The sequence below is a fragment of the Flavobacterium sp. RSSA_27 genome, assembly GCF_051547125.1.
Taxonomy (GTDB): domain Bacteria; phylum Bacteroidota; class Bacteroidia; order Flavobacteriales; family Flavobacteriaceae; genus Flavobacterium.
The window spans coordinates 114,039-132,411 of the sequence record NZ_JBPTTN010000006.1; the positions used below are offsets into that span (position 1 = coordinate 114,039).

At 38.6% G+C, this 18,373-nt stretch carries 15 protein-coding genes; 2 read left to right on the forward strand and 13 right to left on the reverse strand.

The features are described 5' to 3' along the window. Positions 1 to 20: 20 nt before the first annotated feature. Entirely contained in the window at positions 21 to 1,562 is a 1,542-nt protein-coding gene (locus tag ACSVH5_RS09790; protein ID WP_438061257.1) for a glycine--tRNA ligase, read from the reverse strand. A gap of 97 nt (positions 1,563 to 1,659) precedes the next feature. Between ACSVH5_RS09790 and ACSVH5_RS09795 the strand changes: the two genes are divergently transcribed. Next, a complete protein-coding gene (locus ACSVH5_RS09795; RefSeq protein WP_438061258.1) occupies positions 1,660 to 2,343 on the forward strand; it encodes a ComF family protein in 684 nt (227 codons plus the stop codon). 172 nt (positions 2,344 to 2,515) lie between these two features. Then, entirely contained in the window at positions 2,516 to 3,124 is a 609-nt protein-coding gene (locus tag ACSVH5_RS09800) for a superoxide dismutase (protein ID WP_438061259.1), read from the forward strand. 269 nt (positions 3,125 to 3,393) lie between these two features. Here ACSVH5_RS09800 and ACSVH5_RS09805 read toward each other — a convergent pair whose 3' ends face one another. The 12 genes from ACSVH5_RS09805 to ACSVH5_RS09860 all read right to left on the reverse strand — a co-directional run bounded on the left by ACSVH5_RS09805 (position 3,394) and on the right by ACSVH5_RS09860 (position 18,361). Beyond that, positions 3,394 to 5,340 carry a prolyl oligopeptidase family serine peptidase gene (locus tag ACSVH5_RS09805; RefSeq protein ID WP_438061260.1) on the reverse strand — a complete coding sequence of 649 codons (1,947 nt, stop codon included), beginning with the start codon at positions 5,338 to 5,340 and terminating at the stop codon, positions 3,394 to 3,396. A 6-nt stretch (positions 5,341 to 5,346) separates the two neighbouring features. Further along, complete coding sequence (locus tag ACSVH5_RS09810; RefSeq protein WP_438061261.1) at positions 5,347 to 6,288, reverse strand: DMT family transporter; 942 nt, start codon at positions 6,286 to 6,288, stop codon at positions 5,347 to 5,349. Between the two features lie 4 nt (positions 6,289 to 6,292). Beyond that, positions 6,293 to 7,093 carry an SDR family oxidoreductase gene (locus tag ACSVH5_RS09815; RefSeq protein WP_438061262.1) on the reverse strand — a complete coding sequence of 267 codons (801 nt, stop codon included), beginning with the start codon at positions 7,091 to 7,093 and terminating at the stop codon, positions 6,293 to 6,295. Positions 7,094 to 7,132: 39 nt separating this feature from the next. Continuing rightward, positions 7,133 to 8,344, reverse strand: coding sequence for a gliding motility-associated C-terminal domain-containing protein (locus ACSVH5_RS09820; RefSeq protein ID WP_438061263.1), 1,212 nt, complete (start codon positions 8,342 to 8,344; stop codon positions 7,133 to 7,135). A gap of 10 nt (positions 8,345 to 8,354) precedes the next feature. Further along, the gene (locus ACSVH5_RS09825) at positions 8,355 to 10,208 is read right to left on the reverse strand and encodes a hypothetical protein (RefSeq protein ID WP_438061264.1); all 1,854 of its coding nucleotides are present in this window, start codon (positions 10,206 to 10,208) and stop codon (positions 8,355 to 8,357) included. 25 nt (positions 10,209 to 10,233) lie between these two features. Then, positions 10,234 to 10,782, reverse strand: a complete 549-nt coding sequence (locus ACSVH5_RS09830; RefSeq protein ID WP_438061265.1) for a hypothetical protein — start codon at positions 10,780 to 10,782, stop codon at positions 10,234 to 10,236. Between the two features lie 23 nt (positions 10,783 to 10,805). Beyond that, positions 10,806 to 11,123 (reverse strand): hypothetical protein, encoded by a 318-nt coding sequence (locus ACSVH5_RS09835; protein ID WP_438061266.1) that lies wholly within the window; start codon positions 11,121 to 11,123, stop codon positions 10,806 to 10,808. A gap of 121 nt (positions 11,124 to 11,244) precedes the next feature. Further along, complete coding sequence (locus tag ACSVH5_RS09840) at positions 11,245 to 11,700, reverse strand: META domain-containing protein (protein WP_438061267.1); 456 nt, start codon at positions 11,698 to 11,700, stop codon at positions 11,245 to 11,247. A gap of 22 nt (positions 11,701 to 11,722) precedes the next feature. Continuing rightward, positions 11,723 to 13,453 (reverse strand): amidohydrolase, encoded by a 1,731-nt coding sequence (locus ACSVH5_RS09845; RefSeq protein WP_438061268.1) that lies wholly within the window; start codon positions 13,451 to 13,453, stop codon positions 11,723 to 11,725. Position 13,454: 1 nt separating this feature from the next. After that, the gene (locus ACSVH5_RS09850) at positions 13,455 to 13,817 is read right to left on the reverse strand and encodes a hypothetical protein (protein ID WP_438061269.1); all 363 of its coding nucleotides are present in this window, start codon (positions 13,815 to 13,817) and stop codon (positions 13,455 to 13,457) included. 12 nt (positions 13,818 to 13,829) lie between these two features. Next, positions 13,830 to 15,695 carry an amidohydrolase gene (locus ACSVH5_RS09855; protein ID WP_438061270.1) on the reverse strand — a complete coding sequence of 622 codons (1,866 nt, stop codon included), beginning with the start codon at positions 15,693 to 15,695 and terminating at the stop codon, positions 13,830 to 13,832. 284 nt (positions 15,696 to 15,979) lie between these two features. Next, the gene (locus ACSVH5_RS09860) at positions 15,980 to 18,361 is read right to left on the reverse strand and encodes a M28 family peptidase (protein ID WP_438061271.1); all 2,382 of its coding nucleotides are present in this window, start codon (positions 18,359 to 18,361) and stop codon (positions 15,980 to 15,982) included. Positions 18,362 to 18,373: the final 12 nt, after the last annotated feature.

Here is an 18,373-nt window from a genome sequence, read left to right on the forward strand (position 1 = left end):
TTACTATATTAAATGTTTGATTACATCTTCATCAACCAGTTTTTCATCGCAACTTCATTTTCGATGATGGCTTTTAAATCTGCGATAGCCACACGGTCTTGTTTCATCGTATCTCTATGACGAATGGTTACCGTTTGGTCTTCTGCTGTTTGATGGTCTACAGTAATACAGAAAGGTGTTCCTAAGGCATCTTGTCTTCTATAACGTCTTCCTACTGCATCTTTCTCATCGTAAGACACATTAAAATCCCAACGTAAATCTTCAATAATTTGCTTAGCAATTTCTGGTAAACCGTCTTTTTTCACTAAAGGTAAAATAGCCGCTTTAGTTGGTGCTAAAACCGCTGGTAATTTTAGTACTGTTCTTGTTGAACCGTCTTCTAAAGTTTCTTCTTTCAAAGAAGTCGCAAAAACTGCCAAGAACATTCTGTCCAAACCAACCGAGGTTTCCACTACATAAGGCACATAATTTTGATTCAATTCGGCATCAAAATATTGTAATTTTCTACCAGAATATTCTTCGTGCGCTTTCAAATCGAAATCGGTTCTGGAGTGAATTCCTTCTAATTCTTTGAAACCAAAAGGGAATTCAAATTCGATATCTGCAGCGGCATTGGCATAATGCGCTAATTTTTCATGATCGTGAAAACGGTATTTTTCTTGGCCTAAACCAAGTGATAAATGCCATTTTAAACGGGTTTCTTTCCAGTGTTCGTACCATTGCATTTCTTCGCCTGGACGCACAAAAAATTGCATTTCCATTTGTTCAAATTCACGCATACGGAAGATGAATTGTCTTGCTACGATTTCGTTTCTGAACGCTTTTCCTGTTTGTGCAATTCCAAAAGGAACTTTCATTCGCCCAGATTTTTGAACATTCAAGAAGTTCACAAAAATTCCTTGAGCAGTTTCAGGACGCAAGTACAAGTCCATAGCCGTATCAGCAGAAGCCCCTAATTTGGTACCAAACATCAAGTTGAATTGACGCACTTCGGTCCAATTGCGTGAACCTGATTCTGGACAAGCAATTTCTAATTCTTCGATTAAGGCTTTTACATCCTCTAAGTCACCATTACCCAAAGAGCGTCCCATTCTTTCGAGAATTTCTCTTTCTTTGGCTAAATATTCTACTACTCTTGGATTGGTCGTAATGAATTCTTGCTCATTAAAAGCGTCTCCAAAACGAACTTTTGCTTTTTCGATTTCTTTTTTTGCTTTGATGTTGAGTTTTTCAGCATAATCTTCAATCAAAACATCGGCACGGTATCTTCTTTTAGAGTCTTTGTTGTCAATCAATGGGTCATTAAAAGCATCAACGTGGCCTGAAGCCTTCCAAGTGGTTGGATGCATCAAAATGGCAGCGTCGAGACCTACAATGTTCTCGTTCATTTGTACCATCGATTTCCACCAATATTCGCGTATGTTCTTTTTTAATTCTACACCGTTTTGTGCATAATCATAAACTGCACTCAAACCATCGTATATTTCGCTTGACGGAAAAATAAATCCGTACTCTTTTGCGTGCGAAACTACATTCTTAAATAAATCTTCTTGTTTTGCCATAGTGATGCAAAAATATAAAAAGTGGATTTAAAAAAAACAAAAAAGCAAAAGTTTGAAGCATTGATTTGCTTATTTTTATCAATAAAATTTGGATTAGATGCTCAAAAACCTTGTGAATTTATTTTTTCCACCAGTTTGTTCTGGATGTCACTCTTTTTTATTGACAAATGAAACAGTAATTTGTACTAAGTGCAGGCACGATTTGCCACAAACAAATCACCATATCCATACAGAAAATGAAGCTTTCAAGAAATTTTATGGCAGGATTCCTGTAATTCATGCTTCCGCTTTTTTGTATTTTCATAAAAAAGGGATGGTGCAAGAATTGATTCATAACTTAAAATACCGTGGGCATCAGGAAATTGGTACACAATTGGGATATTGGTATGCGCAAGATTTAAAAAATAATCTGGCTCTAAAAAATGTGGACGCAATTATACCCGTTCCTATTCATAAAAAAAGATGGCGTAAAAGAGGCTATAATCAAGTGGACACTTTTGCAGAAGCATTATCAAACGAATTGAACATTCCTGTCCAAAAAGAGGTTTTAATTCGGAAAATTGATTCGAAAACACAGTCCAAGAAAAATCTATTGGGAAGAAGCGAAGGAATTCATCATGTTTTTGATGTTCATTTTTCAGAAGAAGCGCACAACAAACATTTTTTAGTACTCGATGATGTTTTAACAACAGGCGCTACCCTAGAAGCCTGCTCAAGAGCACTTTTGACAATTCCTGGAGCCAAAATCAGCATTGTTTGCATGGCCATGGCGCATTCTTAATATTCTGTTTTCATCAAAATAGGAATCTTAAATTGAGCCTTTTACATTTTTCCTTTTAAAAAATAAGGATTCCAAAAACAAAATAGGAATTATAACAAAATTGTTTTTTAAAGTATAAAGTTAATTGTATAAATTTGGATAAATTTTTATAAATCAATTAAACTACGATATCATGGCATTTGAATTACCTCAATTACCTTATGCATACGATGCATTAGAACCACATATTGATGCTAGAACAATGGAAATTCACCATTCTAAACATCATAATGCCTATACCACTAACCTGAATGCAGCCATTGCAGGAACAGATATGGAGGGCAAAACCATCGAAAATATTTTAATCAATTTGGATAAAACCAATGCTGCTGTTCGTAACAACGGAGGAGGGTATTACAATCACAATTTGTTCTGGACTGTTATGTCTCCAAACGGTGGCGGACTTCCAACAGGCGAATTATTAGAAGCTATCGAAGCTTCTTTCGGTACATTTGATGAATTCAAGGCTAAATTTGCTAAAGCTGGAGCAACACAATTTGGTTCTGGATGGGCTTGGTTATGTGTGCAAAAAGGTGGAAAATTAGAGGTTTGTGGTACTCCAAATCAAGACAATCCCTTAATGCCTGGTGTAGGTTGTGGAGGAACTCCAATCTTAGGAATGGACGTTTGGGAACACGCTTACTACTTGCACTACCAAAACAGAAGACCGGATTATATTGAAGCTTTTTTCAATGTGATCAACTGGACGGAAGTAACAAGACGTTTTGTTTTGGATAAATAGAAAAATTGTATTCCAAACAAAAAGGAGGCTGTCAAAAATTTGACAGCCTCCTTTTTATTTTACTGATATTCCAAAAAATAGAGGTATTATTCTTTAGAGTTTCAATAGAAGAAGTATCCTTACTTGGTCTTATTTTTTTTGTGACCAAATAAGATATAGCTGGACACGAAAAATGACAAAGATTTCAGCAACTCCGCATCACAAAACTGCTTTTTAGTGTTTTCATCTACCAACAAAAAACCCACTCGCAGTGAATGGGTTTTGTTGGATTATTTTAAAAGATACTCTTGCATAAATCGGATAACGGCCAGTCGTTGGTAATCGACATTGGCTTTTTTCTTGAAGCCGTGACCTTCGTCTTTGGCCTCGAGGTACCAAACCGTATTGCCTTGTGCTTTGAGTTTGTCGCGCATTTGAAGGGCTTCGGTCACGGGAACGCGAGGGTCGTTGGTGCCTTGAATGATAAACAATGGTTTTTTGATTTTATCGGTATTGTTTAAAGGCGCCATTTTATCAAAAAAAGCGGCCATTTCCGGGATGCGTTCATCGCCATATTCTACTCTTCGCAGGTCGCGACGGTATTCCTCGGTGTTTTTGAGGAAGGTATTGAAGTTGGAAATCCCCACAATATCAACTGAACATCGGATTTTGTCGGCATAGTGAAAGGCCGTAGCCAAGGTCATATAACCGCCATAACTTCCGCCCATAATCATAATGCGGTCTTTGTCGAGTTCGGGTTGTTGGGCAATCCAATCCAATAGCGCGCCGATGTCTTTTACAGAATCTTCACGTAACATCCCGTTGTCTTTGGCCAAATAGGTTTTACCAAAACCCGCAGAGCCTCTCACGTTCGGGAAAATCATCGCTACGCCCATTTCGTTGGTGTAAAAATTGCTTGCTCCCAAGAAAGACGCTTGCGATTGTGCCTCTGGTCCACCGTGAATCTGAATCAGCACAGGTCTTTTTCCGGTGAATTTTGAAGCGGCTGGGTAATAAAATCCTGAAATGCCCAAACCATCAAAACTTTTCCATTCGATAAATTTTGGCAATGCCATATCAGATGCTTGCATTTCGCCCAATTCGCTTGCCGTCCATTGTTCGATTTTGCCGTTTTTTAGCGAAAGGCGGTATACATCCGAAGCGGTTTGTGCTGTCGATTGCGTAAAAAACAAACTTTGGTTGTCCTTGGTAAACTCCGCTCCGCCAATCAATCCTGTTGGAATATTTTTGACTTCGCTGTAGGATTGGTCTTTGGTATTCATCAAATACATTTTGTTGCGACCCGCTTCGTTAGTGATGAACACCAGTTGTTTTTTGTCTTCCGAAAAAGAAAAATTTTCTACATTCCAATTGATTTTAGAGGTTAGATAGTTCACTTTTTTGGTCTTCACGTCCAAAATAGCCAAACGCTCAAACTCATTGTCTTTATCAGTCAAAAACCAAATTTCGTTGGTCGAATTTCCAAATTTAGCTCCGCTTTGAATCACGCCTTTGCTGGCCCTGTCGGTTACTTCGGATAATTTACCAGAAGCGATATCCAAAGACCAAATATGAGATTCATTGGCCGAAATGTATTCGCCAATCAACAGTTGTGAATTGTCTTTGGAAAGGTCCAAAATACCCCATCCGCCACCTTTTACTTGCAACACCATTTTGGCCGCCGAAGGATTTTTTGGGTCCATATAATAAATATCGCGGTCTCCGCCGTTGCGTTTGGTTGAGGAGAAATAAAACCCTTTTCCATCGGCTCTCCAAGTAATGCCTCCGTTTTGTGAACGGCCGCCATCAGTCAGTAAAGTCGATTGCAGGGTTTTGAGGTCTAATTGATACAATTGCCCAAACTCATTACCGCCCACGTCTTTAGAATAAATCAGATACTCGCCTTTGGTAGGTTCGTAGCTCACGCCACTAACAGGTTCGTCGAAAAAAGTAATTTGGGTTCTCGCGCCCAAGGGTTGCACCACGCGATGCAATTGAGCTGTAGAACCAAAACGTGTCGTAATGATAATATCGTTTTTTACGGGATGAATTTCTGCCAAAGAAGCACCACGAGCCTCGGAGTATTTTTTTACTTGAACGGCTAATTCTTTCGGAATGAAAGCAATGTTTTCGGTAATCAAATTTTCGTTTGGCAAAATACCCGTGTTTTTTTGCTGTGCTTGTACTAAAGTCAAGCCGAGAAAAGTCGGGATTAAAATAAATGCATTGAATTTCATATTATTTTAGTTTTTGATTAGTATTCGTTTTCGTTGGCGTTGCATCGCAAAATTAATGATGTACAAGCCCGTTAAAGTGACCGTTCCGCCAATAATGATGGCCGCGGTAAGAATTTCGTCAAACAAAAAAGCGCCCAAAAGCACCGCCACAATCGGATTGATATAGGCATAAACGCTACTCAATTCGGTAGGTAAATGTTGCAAGGCATAAATGAAAGCAATAAATGTCAACACCGAACCAACGCCTACCAAATAGGCAATCGCCCACCAAGAAGCGGCAGGAATTTGTGTCAGCGGAATATTTGTGCCTGTAGCTCCTGTGAAAGCAAAAAGGCATACGCTAGAAATCAACATTTGTAATCCTAAACTAAAATAGGGATTAAAACTCGCGGCTTTTTTCTTGGTGTACAAGGTACCAAAAGCCCAAGTAATGGTAGCTGCCACCGACAAGACTATTCCAAACTGAAAATCAGGTCGAATAAAATCGGCCAAATGCTCATAGAAAATTACGCATACTCCTGCAAAAGCAATGGTGATACCAAAAACAGCCAATCGGGTAATGCGTTCACCATTGAAAAAGCTAATCATCGCAATCCAAATAGGTACCATTGCGCCAATAATCGCTCCTAACCCACTGGGAATGAATTTCACGCCCCATGTACTCAGTCCGTTGCTCAACGCAAAATTAAGCATACTCAAAATCAAGATGGATTTCCATTGTTTGCCTTTGGGCCAAGTTGTTTTTTTAACCAAAAAGAAACCCACATACAAAGCACCGCCCAAAAACTGACGGATGGCAGCCAACTGCAGTGCAGGCATATGTTTTACGCCTTCTTTAGACGCCAACCAAGTCGTACCCCAAGCAATACTTACCCAAGCCAAGGCCAACATAGGTAGCCCCAACGAAGTAAAGGGAGCCGTAACGGTATTTTTAATTTTTGTTCTCAAAAGATTATGGAGTTTCTACAAAAGTATACTTTAAAATCGTTTGTAGTTTATCACTACTAATCCTTTTTCCGGTTCCCGAAGAAATCGGGTCAAAAGTTGGCGCTACCAATTGCCATTCGAGCGCTTTTTTAGTATAATATTCTTCTCTGCTAGGATGATAAGGCGAGACAGCGTTGAAAGTTTCGTTCCAACACTTCAACCCTATAATTTTTTGAATGATGCCGATGCAATCCGTTTGATGAATGAAATTAATAGGCGCCTTGCCATTGGGTAGATTTTCTTTGCCCGATAACATTCGTATTGGATTTCGATCAGATCCTACGAGTCCACCAAAACGAAGGATAGTGGTTTGAAAATGAGGATTGCTTTGCAAAAGTTGCTCTACGATTACCAATTGGCGACCGCCTTCGCTATCGGGATTCAAAGGCGTAATTTCGGTAACCACATCATTATCTTCTCCGTAGACTGAGGTAGAACTTACAAACAGTACCTTTTGAACCTCAGATTGTGCGATAAACGGAATCAAGGTTTGCATTTTACCCACAAAATCCTCGCTGTTGTTGCTTCTTACTTTGGGCGGAATATCAATAATCACTATTTCGCTTCCTTTTAGAAAGGTTGTGACATCACCAGCAATGGTATTGGGTTGCAATTCCATCAAATACGGAAGAATCCCTAGCTTTTCTATTTGAGCTAGTTTTGAAGAAGAAGTTGTCGATCCTTTCACCGAAAAACCGTTTTTTATCAAGGCTTCCGCCAAAGGCAAACCTAGCCAACCGCAACCAAGAATACTAATTTGTGTCATTGTTACCCCTCTTTTTAGGATAACAAAGTTGAGTGAAAATTAATTCATAAACAAATAACCTGACTTTGAAAAGCCTTCCCCGATTTTTAAAATATAAAAGTAAGTCCCATTGGGCAACTTGGTGATTTTGGAATCTTCTACATTACAATTTGAAATTCCAGAAAAAACATTGGATGCACTGCCATAATTTTTGGTGGCATATACCTTTTTCCCCCATCGATTATAAATTTCAACTGAATTTGCAAGTCCACATTCTAGTAATCCATCAATTCTAAAAAAATCATTAAAACCATCTTCATTTGGCGAAACAAAAGTATAGATTGCTAATTTATTGCAAGGAGAAATTATGCCAGCATCATCGGTTCGACCGAGGGTAAAAATGCTAAAACCAGACACCTCATAAGGCGTAGTTATGGTTAATTTATCCTTATCGACAATACCTCCTTCATCCATCCATTTTTGTGAAGGAACATCCCAACGAACAATTCGTAGGGCATCGAGTGGTGTTCTAACAATGGCATCTGCAGTTGTTGCATTTTCAAAACTTAAAGTCAAAACCATTGCTGCTGTCCCGCCAACATTGTTTACTTCCCAATATTCAGTTGTACTGATCTCTTTGATAATCCCTGCGCGATTGCTGTGTGGATAAAGACCATTGGAGTTAGCCTCAAAAAACTCACCTGAATAAACTTGATTACTAGCTGAGATATCGCTTATGGTAGCTGCACGGTAGTTTGTGCTTTTACCAATTGGAAAATCAAAATCATCAGCTCCTTTTTTGAACGTCTTCCCTGCTATAAAGCTAGTAGTACTGGCATTGGTAGCAGTGGCATTTGTTTCAAAAAAGGGAATACCCAAATTGGGTTGTGCCGTAACAATTCCATCTTTGAAATCTACATTTTGATAAAAAGTAAGCGTGTTGCTTACATCAAAGCCTTGAGCATTATCAAAAATTGTTTTGTTCAAATCAATGGCACGCTGTCCCGAAATTTGTTGTTTTACAGCACCTTGAAAATAAGTACGTCCTTGTTGGTTTGCAGTAAACGAAAAAATACCATCATTGCTCACATTCTTAGTAAAAATCACTGTGCCATCATTACTAAAATTCCCTGATGCATTATTGGCAAAGGATTCATTACTGAAAACTATTGTATTGGGTAAAATAGTCATCTGTTCATTATTGATCCATTGCGCAAGTAGTGGCATTTCCAATAAAAAAAACAATCCCAAAGTATATAGAAGTTTTTTCATTGCCTCAAATTTATAAGGCTCTCCAGCCAGTATCACCTTTTGTTCCATCTCCATTAACGTCTTCTACGTACACTTCTACTCTACCTAAATCCGAATTGTAGCGCATTTGTCCAAAAACTGGTGTTGCAGGTCTTTCTCCCGTAGTACCTGACGGCAATTGAATCGCTCCCGTTGCTGGCATAATTTTCAAAATTCCTGTACTGCTAAGGGTAACCAATTTATTGGAGGCGTCACCTTCACTATCGATGAGTTTAGTAGGATCAGCGAGTTCACGAATTCTAACTTTACCCACTCCAATATCCAATCGTTCGGAAGGTTTATGCAAGGTGCTTTGGTCCAACCCAATACCAACTTTACCGCTTTTTAAAATGGTTAAGGCGTTTCTTCTATCATTTGCGCCTGGACCGGTACCATTTCCAACTTGCAATAAAGGATCACTATCGTCGGCAGCAGTTAAATTACCAGTAGTGCCATTGGTACCAGTGTTTCCTCCACCTATTGTAATCGCATTATAGTACCCTAGAACCGTTTCAGAATAAGAAGTAGAAAGATTATTGTTTCCTTGTACAAAGGCATTGTTTCCATTGGCTTTATTGGTTTCTCCTAGTACAAAGGCATTTAAATCATAAGCACTATTGCTTTTACCAAAAGCTACACTTGATTGTGCTTGTGCTTCATTGCCTTCTCCTGCTGTAAACCCATTAATCCCTGTAGCTGATGTTCCAAAACCAAAAGCAGCGCTTCGAGATCCACTAGCAGTGACACCTTGTCCAAAGCCAACAGAATTTGCACCAATTGTACCAGAATTAATATTTCCTCCTCTAACAGCTCCCTCAATATCGAGAGCTACATTGTCAGTAATCAAAGTTTTATTAATTCCAACTCTTCCAGCTTGATAAATGTTTTCGGTGTTGCTACTTGCATTTACATTCGTAACATTCACTTTCCAAGGTTCTTGTTGCAAAACCGACAAATCAATGGTAGGATTATCATTATCCTCATTCGTATAGGTTAAAATTTTAGTGCTACCGTCAAATGCTAAAGTGGTGTTAGTTTCTGTTGTCCCAGTGGCATTAATTACATAGGGATCTGAGACTATACCAGTTCCCGTAATCGTCACATTTGTACCTGCTGTTGTTACCCCTCCCTGACCAGCAGGACCTTGGATTCCTTGAGGACCTTGCGGACCAATAGCACCGTCTGCTCCAGCAATTCCTGGTATACCTTGAATACCTTGTGGACCTGTAGCACCTATATCACCTTTGTCTCCTTTTGGACCTGGAATTCCTTGAGGACCTTGGGGACCAACTGCACCAACTGCACCATCTATTCCATTTGCTCCAGCGGGACCTTGTGGCCCTGTGGCGCCAGTATCGCCTTTTGGACCTTGTGGGCCAATAGCCCCATCTACTCCTGGAACTCCTGGAATACCTTGTGGACCTACTGCTCCGGTATCCCCTTTAGGACCTTGAGGACCCGCAGCTAAATTAATAGTAACCGGAGTATTTTGTTCATTAATGTAGGTAAAAGTACCATTCCCATTGTCAACCATAGTAGTGATGGTTTCTGCTTTTTGTTCACCTAGGTTGATCCATCGATTGGAAAACCAATAATAAAATCCGGGTTTTAAATCAGCATTAGAAGTAGTATTAAATACCAACAAACCATTGACATTCCCCTTTTCAATAGTGGTTTGATCGGTAGTTGTTTGAAGTCCTACTCTTGGTATTAACATACCCGCTTTAGAAGAGCTAACATCCAATATAGCAGAAGAATTGGGCGTAGTGGTACCTATTCCTACTTGTGCTTGTATAGTTCCAAAAAATAAAAAAAAGAAAAGTAAGTGTATGACTTTAGTCTTCATATCAAAGCATCAAATGGATTAATTATCAGTGTTTTTTTTTCCAAATTTTACTGATCGTTAGACTCAAGCCCCAAGAATTGTAATAATTCCATTTGTTATCCCAGACTATAGCACCACCGACTTCCCAATTCCCGGGAATATGCCATCCGTATTCGAATCCTAAACGAGTTAATGTCAATGTTTTTTGATGGGCAATCTCTGCTCCTACACCACCAATAAAAGACCAATGTTTGCCTGGTTTAAAAATAGCTACAGGAACTACAGCTATTGGATAACTACGTTCGAGTAACTCTTCGCCTCCATGTTCTATTATGAAAGATTCTAAAATGATATCGTTTTGTAATCCGACTGCCCAAGCATTGGACAACCAATAATCGTAATTAATAGTAAAAGAGGGGACAACCAACCATTGGGTTTTCCCTTCAATTTTACCTTCGGAAAGATGTGCATGTCCTATCCCAAAAGTGAGACGCTGACTGCCTTTGCTTCCATGATCATCATGGTGGTTTTCATTTTGACTGAAAGCCATTAAACTCATAAGAGTGATGATTAAGTATCTTTTTTTACATTTCATAATCGTAATGAATTTGGTTTAAATTAATTGTCAATTCTTCTCCCAAGTATTTCAACTCTAGCTCTTTTGGTAACCATGAGGGCGCCAACAGAATCATATTCTAGTTCAATTTTACGCAATGAGTTATTGCTGCCGGGAAGTGTGAAAGCAAATGAAGACATACCTTTAGTCAGAATCCCAATAGCTCTAGTGTCAAATTCTTTACGTTCACCATCTGACATTTCTACTCTTACTTTTTTCAATTTTAAGGTGCCTTGAATACACTTAATTTTTATCTTGTCTACTCTTTTTTCATTACCTGTTGGAATTACAACATCTTTATCCGAGTTAAAGGCAATCATTTTTTCAGCAATTTTGACCCAATATCCATCACTTATTACTTGGGAAAAAGCATATGAAGAGCTTAGTAATAAGTAAATAAAAACGAAAAATGTTTTTGTCTTGTTCATATTTTTGAATGTATTAATTTATTTTTTTTTCTAAACGCATCACCGCCATATCTCCCATAATAAGATTCAATGTTTTTCCTTGATTGGTAACTGAATAGGTATTGATTTTTTTAAGAGTTTCTAAAAAAATCTGTTCCCCGGTCCTATCAACACACATTTTACGGGTTACTGCCATTGCCTCGTCAATTTTAATAGAATGGCCATTTATACTGCATTTACCATTAAAATAATTACAACCAGACCTTCCTGTAACTGAACTTTTAAAAGAATCAAAAGTGATGGTTGGTTTTTCCATGGGAAAGAGTTCTTCAATTGGTTTAGGAGTGTTCATTATGAAGTTCACTTGCCAAACCCCATCAATTAAATTGGCTTTCATAGTAGAATCGGCTGTTTGAGAAGCCTTATTTTTTGTTGTATTGCACGAGGAGATAATAATAACTAGCATTACTACTAAATATATTGCTCTCATATTTTAAGTTTTGTGTGAGTATTTATTTTCTTTTATAAACTGAACTCCCTTCTTTAATGGTTTCTAACACTTTGATATCCTTCAACTTCAAGGGATCAATCTTCAATGGATTTTGGTCTAGAATTACCAAATCAGCTAATTTACCTTCTTTAAGTGAACCTTTTCGATCTTCTTCAAAGAATTGATAGGCTCCCCAAATCGTTAAAGATTTTAGTGCTTCATAAGGTGTAAGTCGTTCTGCCTGACCCATTACAGAGCCGCTTCGGCTTAAACGATTTACGGTAGTATACATAATCATCATCAGATTCGGTAAGGCAACTGGAGCGTCGGTGTGACTTGTCACCCTAACACCTTTATTAAGAGCTGATTTAATTGGACTAATTTGATTGGCCTTCTCAGGTCCAATAATCTTTTTATACCAGTCTCCCCAATAAAAAGTATGCATCGGGAAAAAGGATCCAATAATTTTATATTTCTTGAGACTATCTATTTGATTCATTCGAATTAATTGGCCATGAATCAACGCTGTTCTTCGCTCTTTTGAGCCTAACTTTCTTTCTACTTTATCAAGCGCTCTGCACAGTTGGTCCAACGAAGCATCGGCATTACAGTGAATAGATAATTGCCAATTATTGGAGTAAGCCTCGTTCACCACTCGCTCTACTTCTTTGTCGTCAGGAAGTGCAGGATATCCTTTGTAGGTTTTAGGCTGTCCATCTGGTGGTAAAATGTAAGGAATCGTTCTCCAAGCGGTTCTTCCTTGTGGCGAGCCATCCAATGTTAGTTTAACTCCTTTAATTCTGTAATGATTTTTATAGTCTTTAGAATTCCATTCGGTAGCCATAAGTTCTTTTGCTACGGTATAATCTACATCAGAATTAACATCAAGTTTGAGCTTGCCTTTGTTAGCATAATCTACAAACGTTTTGTGATTACCGACCATAGCCCTCCCTTCATTGGCAGTAGTATAGCCATAGCTAAGCGCCAATTCTTGCCCTTTATCCATATAGAAATCACCTAACTCTGGGGTTGCGGGTGTTAATATTTTAAGCATATTGGGTATGGATGCCAATTCTTCTAAAACGCCATTGGGTTCTTTAGTACCTGCAACTCTGCGAATTAAACCTCCACTAGGATCTTTTGTATCCTTGGTAATGCCTACTTTTTCTAAACCTTTAGAATTCATCACAGAAAAATGTCCAGAAATATGCACTGCAATGACAGGAATGTCCTTAGAAACCTTATCTAAATCTTCTTTAGTAGGAAAACGATTTTCTTTTAGCGCTGCGTCATCAAAACCCATTCCTACAATCCAACCATTGGTTTTGTCGACACCATTGGCAGCATACCATTCCTTTAGCGTTGCTATTAATGTAGGGATGTCATCACACTTCCCATCTGGATTGGCCAATAAATTGGCCGTTACAGCTTGAGAACCAAAACTCGCAAAATGCGCATGTGCATCAACCATACCCGGTATTAGCGTTTTGCCTTGTAAATCAATCATAGTATGACCTTCGCCAGCAACTTTCATAGCTTCGTCTTCATTGCCTACAAAGGCAATTTTCCCGTCTTTGACTACTATTGCTTCCACATACTGAGGTTGGTCACCTTCCATGGTGATAATGTCTCCATTGTAATATACGGTCGCTGTGGAAGAAGATCTACCACCGTTTCCATTCAGAACACTATCCTTTTTTTTGCATGCCGTTAGTATCAAAACTACAAGGCAAAGAGTCATAATTTTTTTCATATCAATTCGTTTTTGTTACTTTCATTACTATACCAGTCATACCAGCTATCATTCCTATTCCATTTAAAACTATTCCTCCCCAACGCCAACCTTCCGAAGGCCATAAGCTAAGGTCTTTCGTAAATGAACCATAGATTACAAAACCTGCCATCAAAGCAGCTACAGTAGAGAGAATTATATAAGGCCATTTGAGATTTTGTTTTAAAAAATACCAAAATAGAAAGGCAAAGACTGCACAAAGTCCTGCTCCTAAAGCACTTGCTGTAGGCCCTATAGGTTGTTGACCAGTTGAAATCAAATACAAACCGTAAGAATTCCAGGCTATGCATCCGATGGCCCATAAAATTTGAAAAAATAAAACCATAAGTACTAAAATTTAATGATCCGCATCTTCATGAGCAGCTAGTATTTTTACTACGTGATTTAATGCGGCTTGTGCTAATCCGTCGGCATCTTTAGAATAGTTCATTCCCAGAATATCTTTAGTGTTTTTTAAGCTAACAGGTTGTTTTTTGCCTTCTACTACTGTTCCCCATACTTTTATATCTCTAATTTTCATTGCCTCACAACTGATAGGATTATCATATAGAATAGTAAAGTTGGCCAACTTTCCACTGCTAATCGACCCCATTTGATCTTCAACTTTTAAAGAATAAGCCGCATCGATAGTAACTGCCTTCAGAGCACCCTCTCTAGAAACCTTTTGTTCTGGAGCGACTACCCTACCTCCAGTGGTTAGTCTATTTACACCGCACCACATCAAATACAAAGGATCGGCTGGCGCCATAGGCATATCACTGTGAAAAGAATAGGAGACCCCTGCTCGCTCTACATCTCCCATACGTACCATACTCTCAGCTCTTTGGGGACCCAATCCATTTTTGCTGTAATTATCTGCCAGAGCCACTGGATAGTATGGATTTCCACTTACTACACAACCAAGTTTTGCTAAACGGTCTACTTGATCTTTGGCACTAACGGCAAAATGGACAATTACTGTGCGGTGATCTGTTCTAGGATTGGCTTTTAGGTTTTTCTCTAAAGTATTCAATACACGATCCAAACCGGCATCGCCATTCACATGAATATGAATTTGATAACCCGCATTCCAAAATATTTTAAAAGCTCGCTCAAAAACAGGCAAATCGGTCATCCACTCCCCGTGATGTTTGTCTAAATAAGGTTCTCTAACTTGCATCAATTGAGAATAAATTGCCCCATCCGAAAATAATTTCACTTGATTTTTTGCCAAAGAAGTTTTACCAGTATACCAACTTTCTAATTTTTTGGCTTCTTCAATAACCTGTGCATCATCTTTATATTTATCGCACAAGGTCTTTCCATCCGCCATAAAACTCCATCTAAAAGGCATATCGTTAGACGACATTACACTATTGACACCATCTTGCAAAGGCTTTACTAAGATTCCGCCTGGTTCATTACCAAACGTAATCCCTTTGGAATGCATATAATCTCTAGTGATATACAACCCTTTTTCCAGCTTTTCAGGAGTTGCTAATACGGTAGCTATTTTGGGGGCTACGGCAAACATACCTTGTTCCCAAAAACGCCCTTCGGCTAAGACGGATTGCTTTTGTGGGGTTTCACCCCAAGTCTTAATAAAATCAGCCGTAACATTATATTTTTGAAGGGCAACGGAATTGAGGACAATTTCATGGCAAGAACGTAGCCAAGCTATAATTGGGCGGGTGGTACTGATTTTATCCAAGTCCGTTTTAACCAATTTACCATAAAAATTAGGATGATATCCCCAAGTAACCAAAGGTTCCTCTGGATCGGACATTTTTTTCTCTGCTGCCGCCAATCGCGTCATAAAATCATTTTTGTCTTTAACTGCTTTGGCTGTACCTTCTGGCAATTCCCAATCTTCAATAGAAAGCACTTCCGAAGCCATGGTCAAGGCAGCTAAAACAGGGTGATCGTGTTGTGCAATAAAACCAGGTACAATGACCTTATCGTTAAACGTTTTATCCAAACGCGCTTTTCTATCCCCCAGAATTTTACTTACTTCATCCTTAGTACCTACTGCTAAAATCTTTCCGTTTTGAACAGCTACTGCCTCAGCCTTGGGCTTGCTTTTATCCATTGTAAGGATTTCTTTGGCCGTGTAAATGACAATGGGAGAATCAGTATTCATTGAACCACTCATGTCTTGTAAGGTCTGGGATGTTACAATAGAACAAAACAAACCCATAGCGAATAGGATGATTTTTTTAGTCATGATGCTTTTAGATTAAATTAGTAAATGTGATATCTTTCCTTTCTACAACTCTATGTTTAGAGTAGTATTAATTGTATCCCGAACAAAAAGTATGAGAATAAAAAATGCTGTTATTTTAGCAAAATCTTACTTGAAAACCAGTATAAAACATTGAAAACAAATGCAATACAATAAAATTAACATTTTTTTTAAACTTATAATACTTTATGTAAAATAATTTCAAAAAAAACACCCTACTCCAAATAAGTTGGAATAGGGTGTTTTTGAAAAATTTATAAAATGATTTATTTTTTTGGCAGTACCAAACTATCTTTTGCCACAGCCAATGAATCCGTTACAGGAACGACTAACTCTTTTGGAATAATCTGTTGTCCTTTTCTAATTTTTTTGCGAATGACCACAGCATCGTTGAGTACAAAAGGCGTAGGCATCATCCAATTGTCTCTCGGCTTAATGTTGAACAATGGATTTTGCAATAAATCAAAAGAAGATTCCAGTAATTCCATATCGATTACTGCTGAAGCATTGATACTAAAATCGAGTACCAATGGTGCATTGTTAACCACGTAATAGCTCAATAGTTTCTTCCCTTTTCGTTCTAAGGTCGAACTGGTATCCCCTAAATTTCTAGCACCATTGGCTCTAAAATTATAAAAAGTCATCGCCTCATCGGCAAAAATATCATAGCGATTGACTTTTCGATTCGGGATAATTTTGATTTGAATGTGTCGCAAATTGCCAGCTAGACTGTCTTTTGTGAATACAATCAAAGGTTTCTTTATACCTACAACAGCTGTAGTTGCGGCATAAGTAAAACCAGAATTGTATTTGCTAAACAACGGCATATCGTTAAGCGATTTCGCACTTTTAGGATTAGCACCCAAATAGGTTTGGGTCCAATCGTCTAGATTTACATCATACGTCACCCAAAACGCTTGGTTCGTATCTGCATTGTACAAGTACAACAAACTATTGGATTTTGCTTTTCCAATTTCGTAATCAGAATTAAAATGACCTTTGGCAAAAAACAACAAGGACAACACAAACAATCCCAAAGCCCATTTCCCCTTATGTAAAAAAGCACCAAAAACAGGCAACAACAATCCAAAAGTGAGTACGGTTAGGATAGCACTACCAAATAAGATTTTTAATCCTAAACCAACTGGGAACATTTGTATGAATGGCGCCAAAAGCAAAACTGCAGGAATCCCACAGATTAAATTAATTACCCAATTTGATTTTTGTGTCAAAACAAAAGCCCCAAAAGCAATCAAACCAAAATAGACTGGGATAATCAAAAATCCAGCACCCGCGAGTGAATTAGCAATAAATCCATTAATGACCATCCAAACTAGCAATACCATTACATAATGGTTCATCGTCACTTTTTTGGCAGAAAACCAATGGTACATCAAGAAACAAATCGACAAACTCAACAGTACAAAAGCCGCTATATAATCGTGTCCGTTATAAGTAAATCCGTTGAGTAAATCGTTGTATTGCGGATAGGCCCAAAGCAATCCTTTCCAGCCAAAATACGTCAATCCGCCCGCGATACCCAAGGCACCCAAAAGCGGAATCAGTCCTTTGAACAGTTCTCTGAAAGTAAAAATGCGTTTGGCTTTGCCAATGAACAAGAAAAACACAAAAAATACCCCCGCAATAATCGTCATCGGCAATACCCAAGAAAACGGATAACTGATAAACGCAAACGGAATCGTAAAATACACCTCATCTTCGGTAGCTTGCACGGCATCCAAATTGGCATTCGAAAAATACGTCAACAAAGGCATTAAGTAACGACCTTGGTGTGCCAAAGTATTTTTGGACAAATGCTGAGCATCATCCTGCTGGGTGTGGTAATTATAATGGTCGTCGATAAACGCAAAATTCAATCCCTGAATGTTACCTTTTTCTCTAAAAACGGTTAAGTCCGTATCGTTAGGTAACATTTTGTAAATACTGTACATCAACGAATTTGAAACAGGATAGGTCACGCTTGCATTTGAAAATTCGTTCACCAAACCTGCATTCCCCTTGTTGGTTTCCATCAACATATAACTCGGTCCCGAAGAGCCACGCGCTTCAAAATTGAGTGCCAATCCTACTTCTTTAGCCCAAGGATGTTGCGTCACGAACAAAGCAGCTCCGTTTAAGCCCAATTCTTCGGCATCCGAAAAAACAATAATGATGTCGTTTTTATGCTGTTTTTTGGATTGCAAAAAAGCACGAACGCCTTCAATAATTGTTGCTACTCCAGAAGCATCATCACTGGCTCCGTGCGAAAAAGAATGCGGCGCACTATCGTAATGCGAGAGCAACAACAACGCTTTTTTTGAATTCGTTCCCTTAATGCGTCCAATAATATTTTTAGACTGTACCAGATTTCCCCAATCGCTCATCGTGTAGCCTTCTTGCACTTGAGTAGCAATACCCATCGTTTTCAATTCTTGCACCAACATTTGTGCGACCACATCGTGATTGGAAGAACCTACATAATGCGGTTCCTTCGTCAACTTTTCCACCATTTTAAAAGCTCGTTTGGTCGAAAAACTGGCTAGATTTTGTTCTTCATATTCTATGGTTTGCGGCATTTGCAAAAAGTAACCTGCTGCCAAAACGAGCAACAGCACAAAAACCGAAAGTAAAGAGGCGTATTTTTTCATAATATTGGGGAT

What these genes read in the sequence shown, in the direction of transcription:
- ACSVH5_RS09805 (WP_438061260.1), bottom strand. Translation starts at nt 5,340, where the DNA reads ATGAAATTCAATGCATTTATTTTAATCCCGACTTTTCTCGGCTTGACT.
- ACSVH5_RS09795 (WP_438061258.1), top strand. Translation starts at nt 1,660, where the DNA reads ATGCTCAAAAACCTTGTGAATTTATTTTTTCCACCAGTTTGTTCTGGA.
- ACSVH5_RS09860 (WP_438061271.1), bottom strand. Translation starts at nt 18,361, where the DNA reads ATGAAAAAATACGCCTCTTTACTTTCGGTTTTTGTGCTGTTGCTCGTT.
- ACSVH5_RS09845 (WP_438061268.1), bottom strand. Translation starts at nt 13,453, where the DNA reads ATGAAAAAAATTATGACTCTTTGCCTTGTAGTTTTGATACTAACGGCA.
- ACSVH5_RS09825 (WP_438061264.1), bottom strand. Translation starts at nt 10,208, where the DNA reads ATGAAGACTAAAGTCATACACTTACTTTTCTTTTTTTTATTTTTTGGA.
- ACSVH5_RS09850 (WP_438061269.1), bottom strand. Translation starts at nt 13,817, where the DNA reads ATGGTTTTATTTTTTCAAATTTTATGGGCCATCGGATGCATAGCCTGG.
- ACSVH5_RS09855 (WP_438061270.1), bottom strand. Translation starts at nt 15,695, where the DNA reads ATGACTAAAAAAATCATCCTATTCGCTATGGGTTTGTTTTGTTCTATT.
- ACSVH5_RS09835 (WP_438061266.1), bottom strand. Translation starts at nt 11,123, where the DNA reads ATGATTGCCTTTAACTCGGATAAAGATGTTGTAATTCCAACAGGTAAT.
- ACSVH5_RS09790 (WP_438061257.1), bottom strand. Translation starts at nt 1,562, where the DNA reads ATGGCAAAACAAGAAGATTTATTTAAGAATGTAGTTTCGCACGCAAAA.
- ACSVH5_RS09840 (WP_438061267.1), bottom strand. Translation starts at nt 11,700, where the DNA reads ATGAGAGCAATATATTTAGTAGTAATGCTAGTTATTATTATCTCCTCG.
- ACSVH5_RS09815 (WP_438061262.1), bottom strand. Translation starts at nt 7,093, where the DNA reads ATGACACAAATTAGTATTCTTGGTTGCGGTTGGCTAGGTTTGCCTTTG.
- ACSVH5_RS09800 (WP_438061259.1), top strand. Translation starts at nt 2,516, where the DNA reads ATGGCATTTGAATTACCTCAATTACCTTATGCATACGATGCATTAGAA.
- ACSVH5_RS09830 (WP_438061265.1), bottom strand. Translation starts at nt 10,782, where the DNA reads ATGAAATGTAAAAAAAGATACTTAATCATCACTCTTATGAGTTTAATG.
- ACSVH5_RS09820 (WP_438061263.1), bottom strand. Translation starts at nt 8,344, where the DNA reads ATGAAAAAACTTCTATATACTTTGGGATTGTTTTTTTTATTGGAAATG.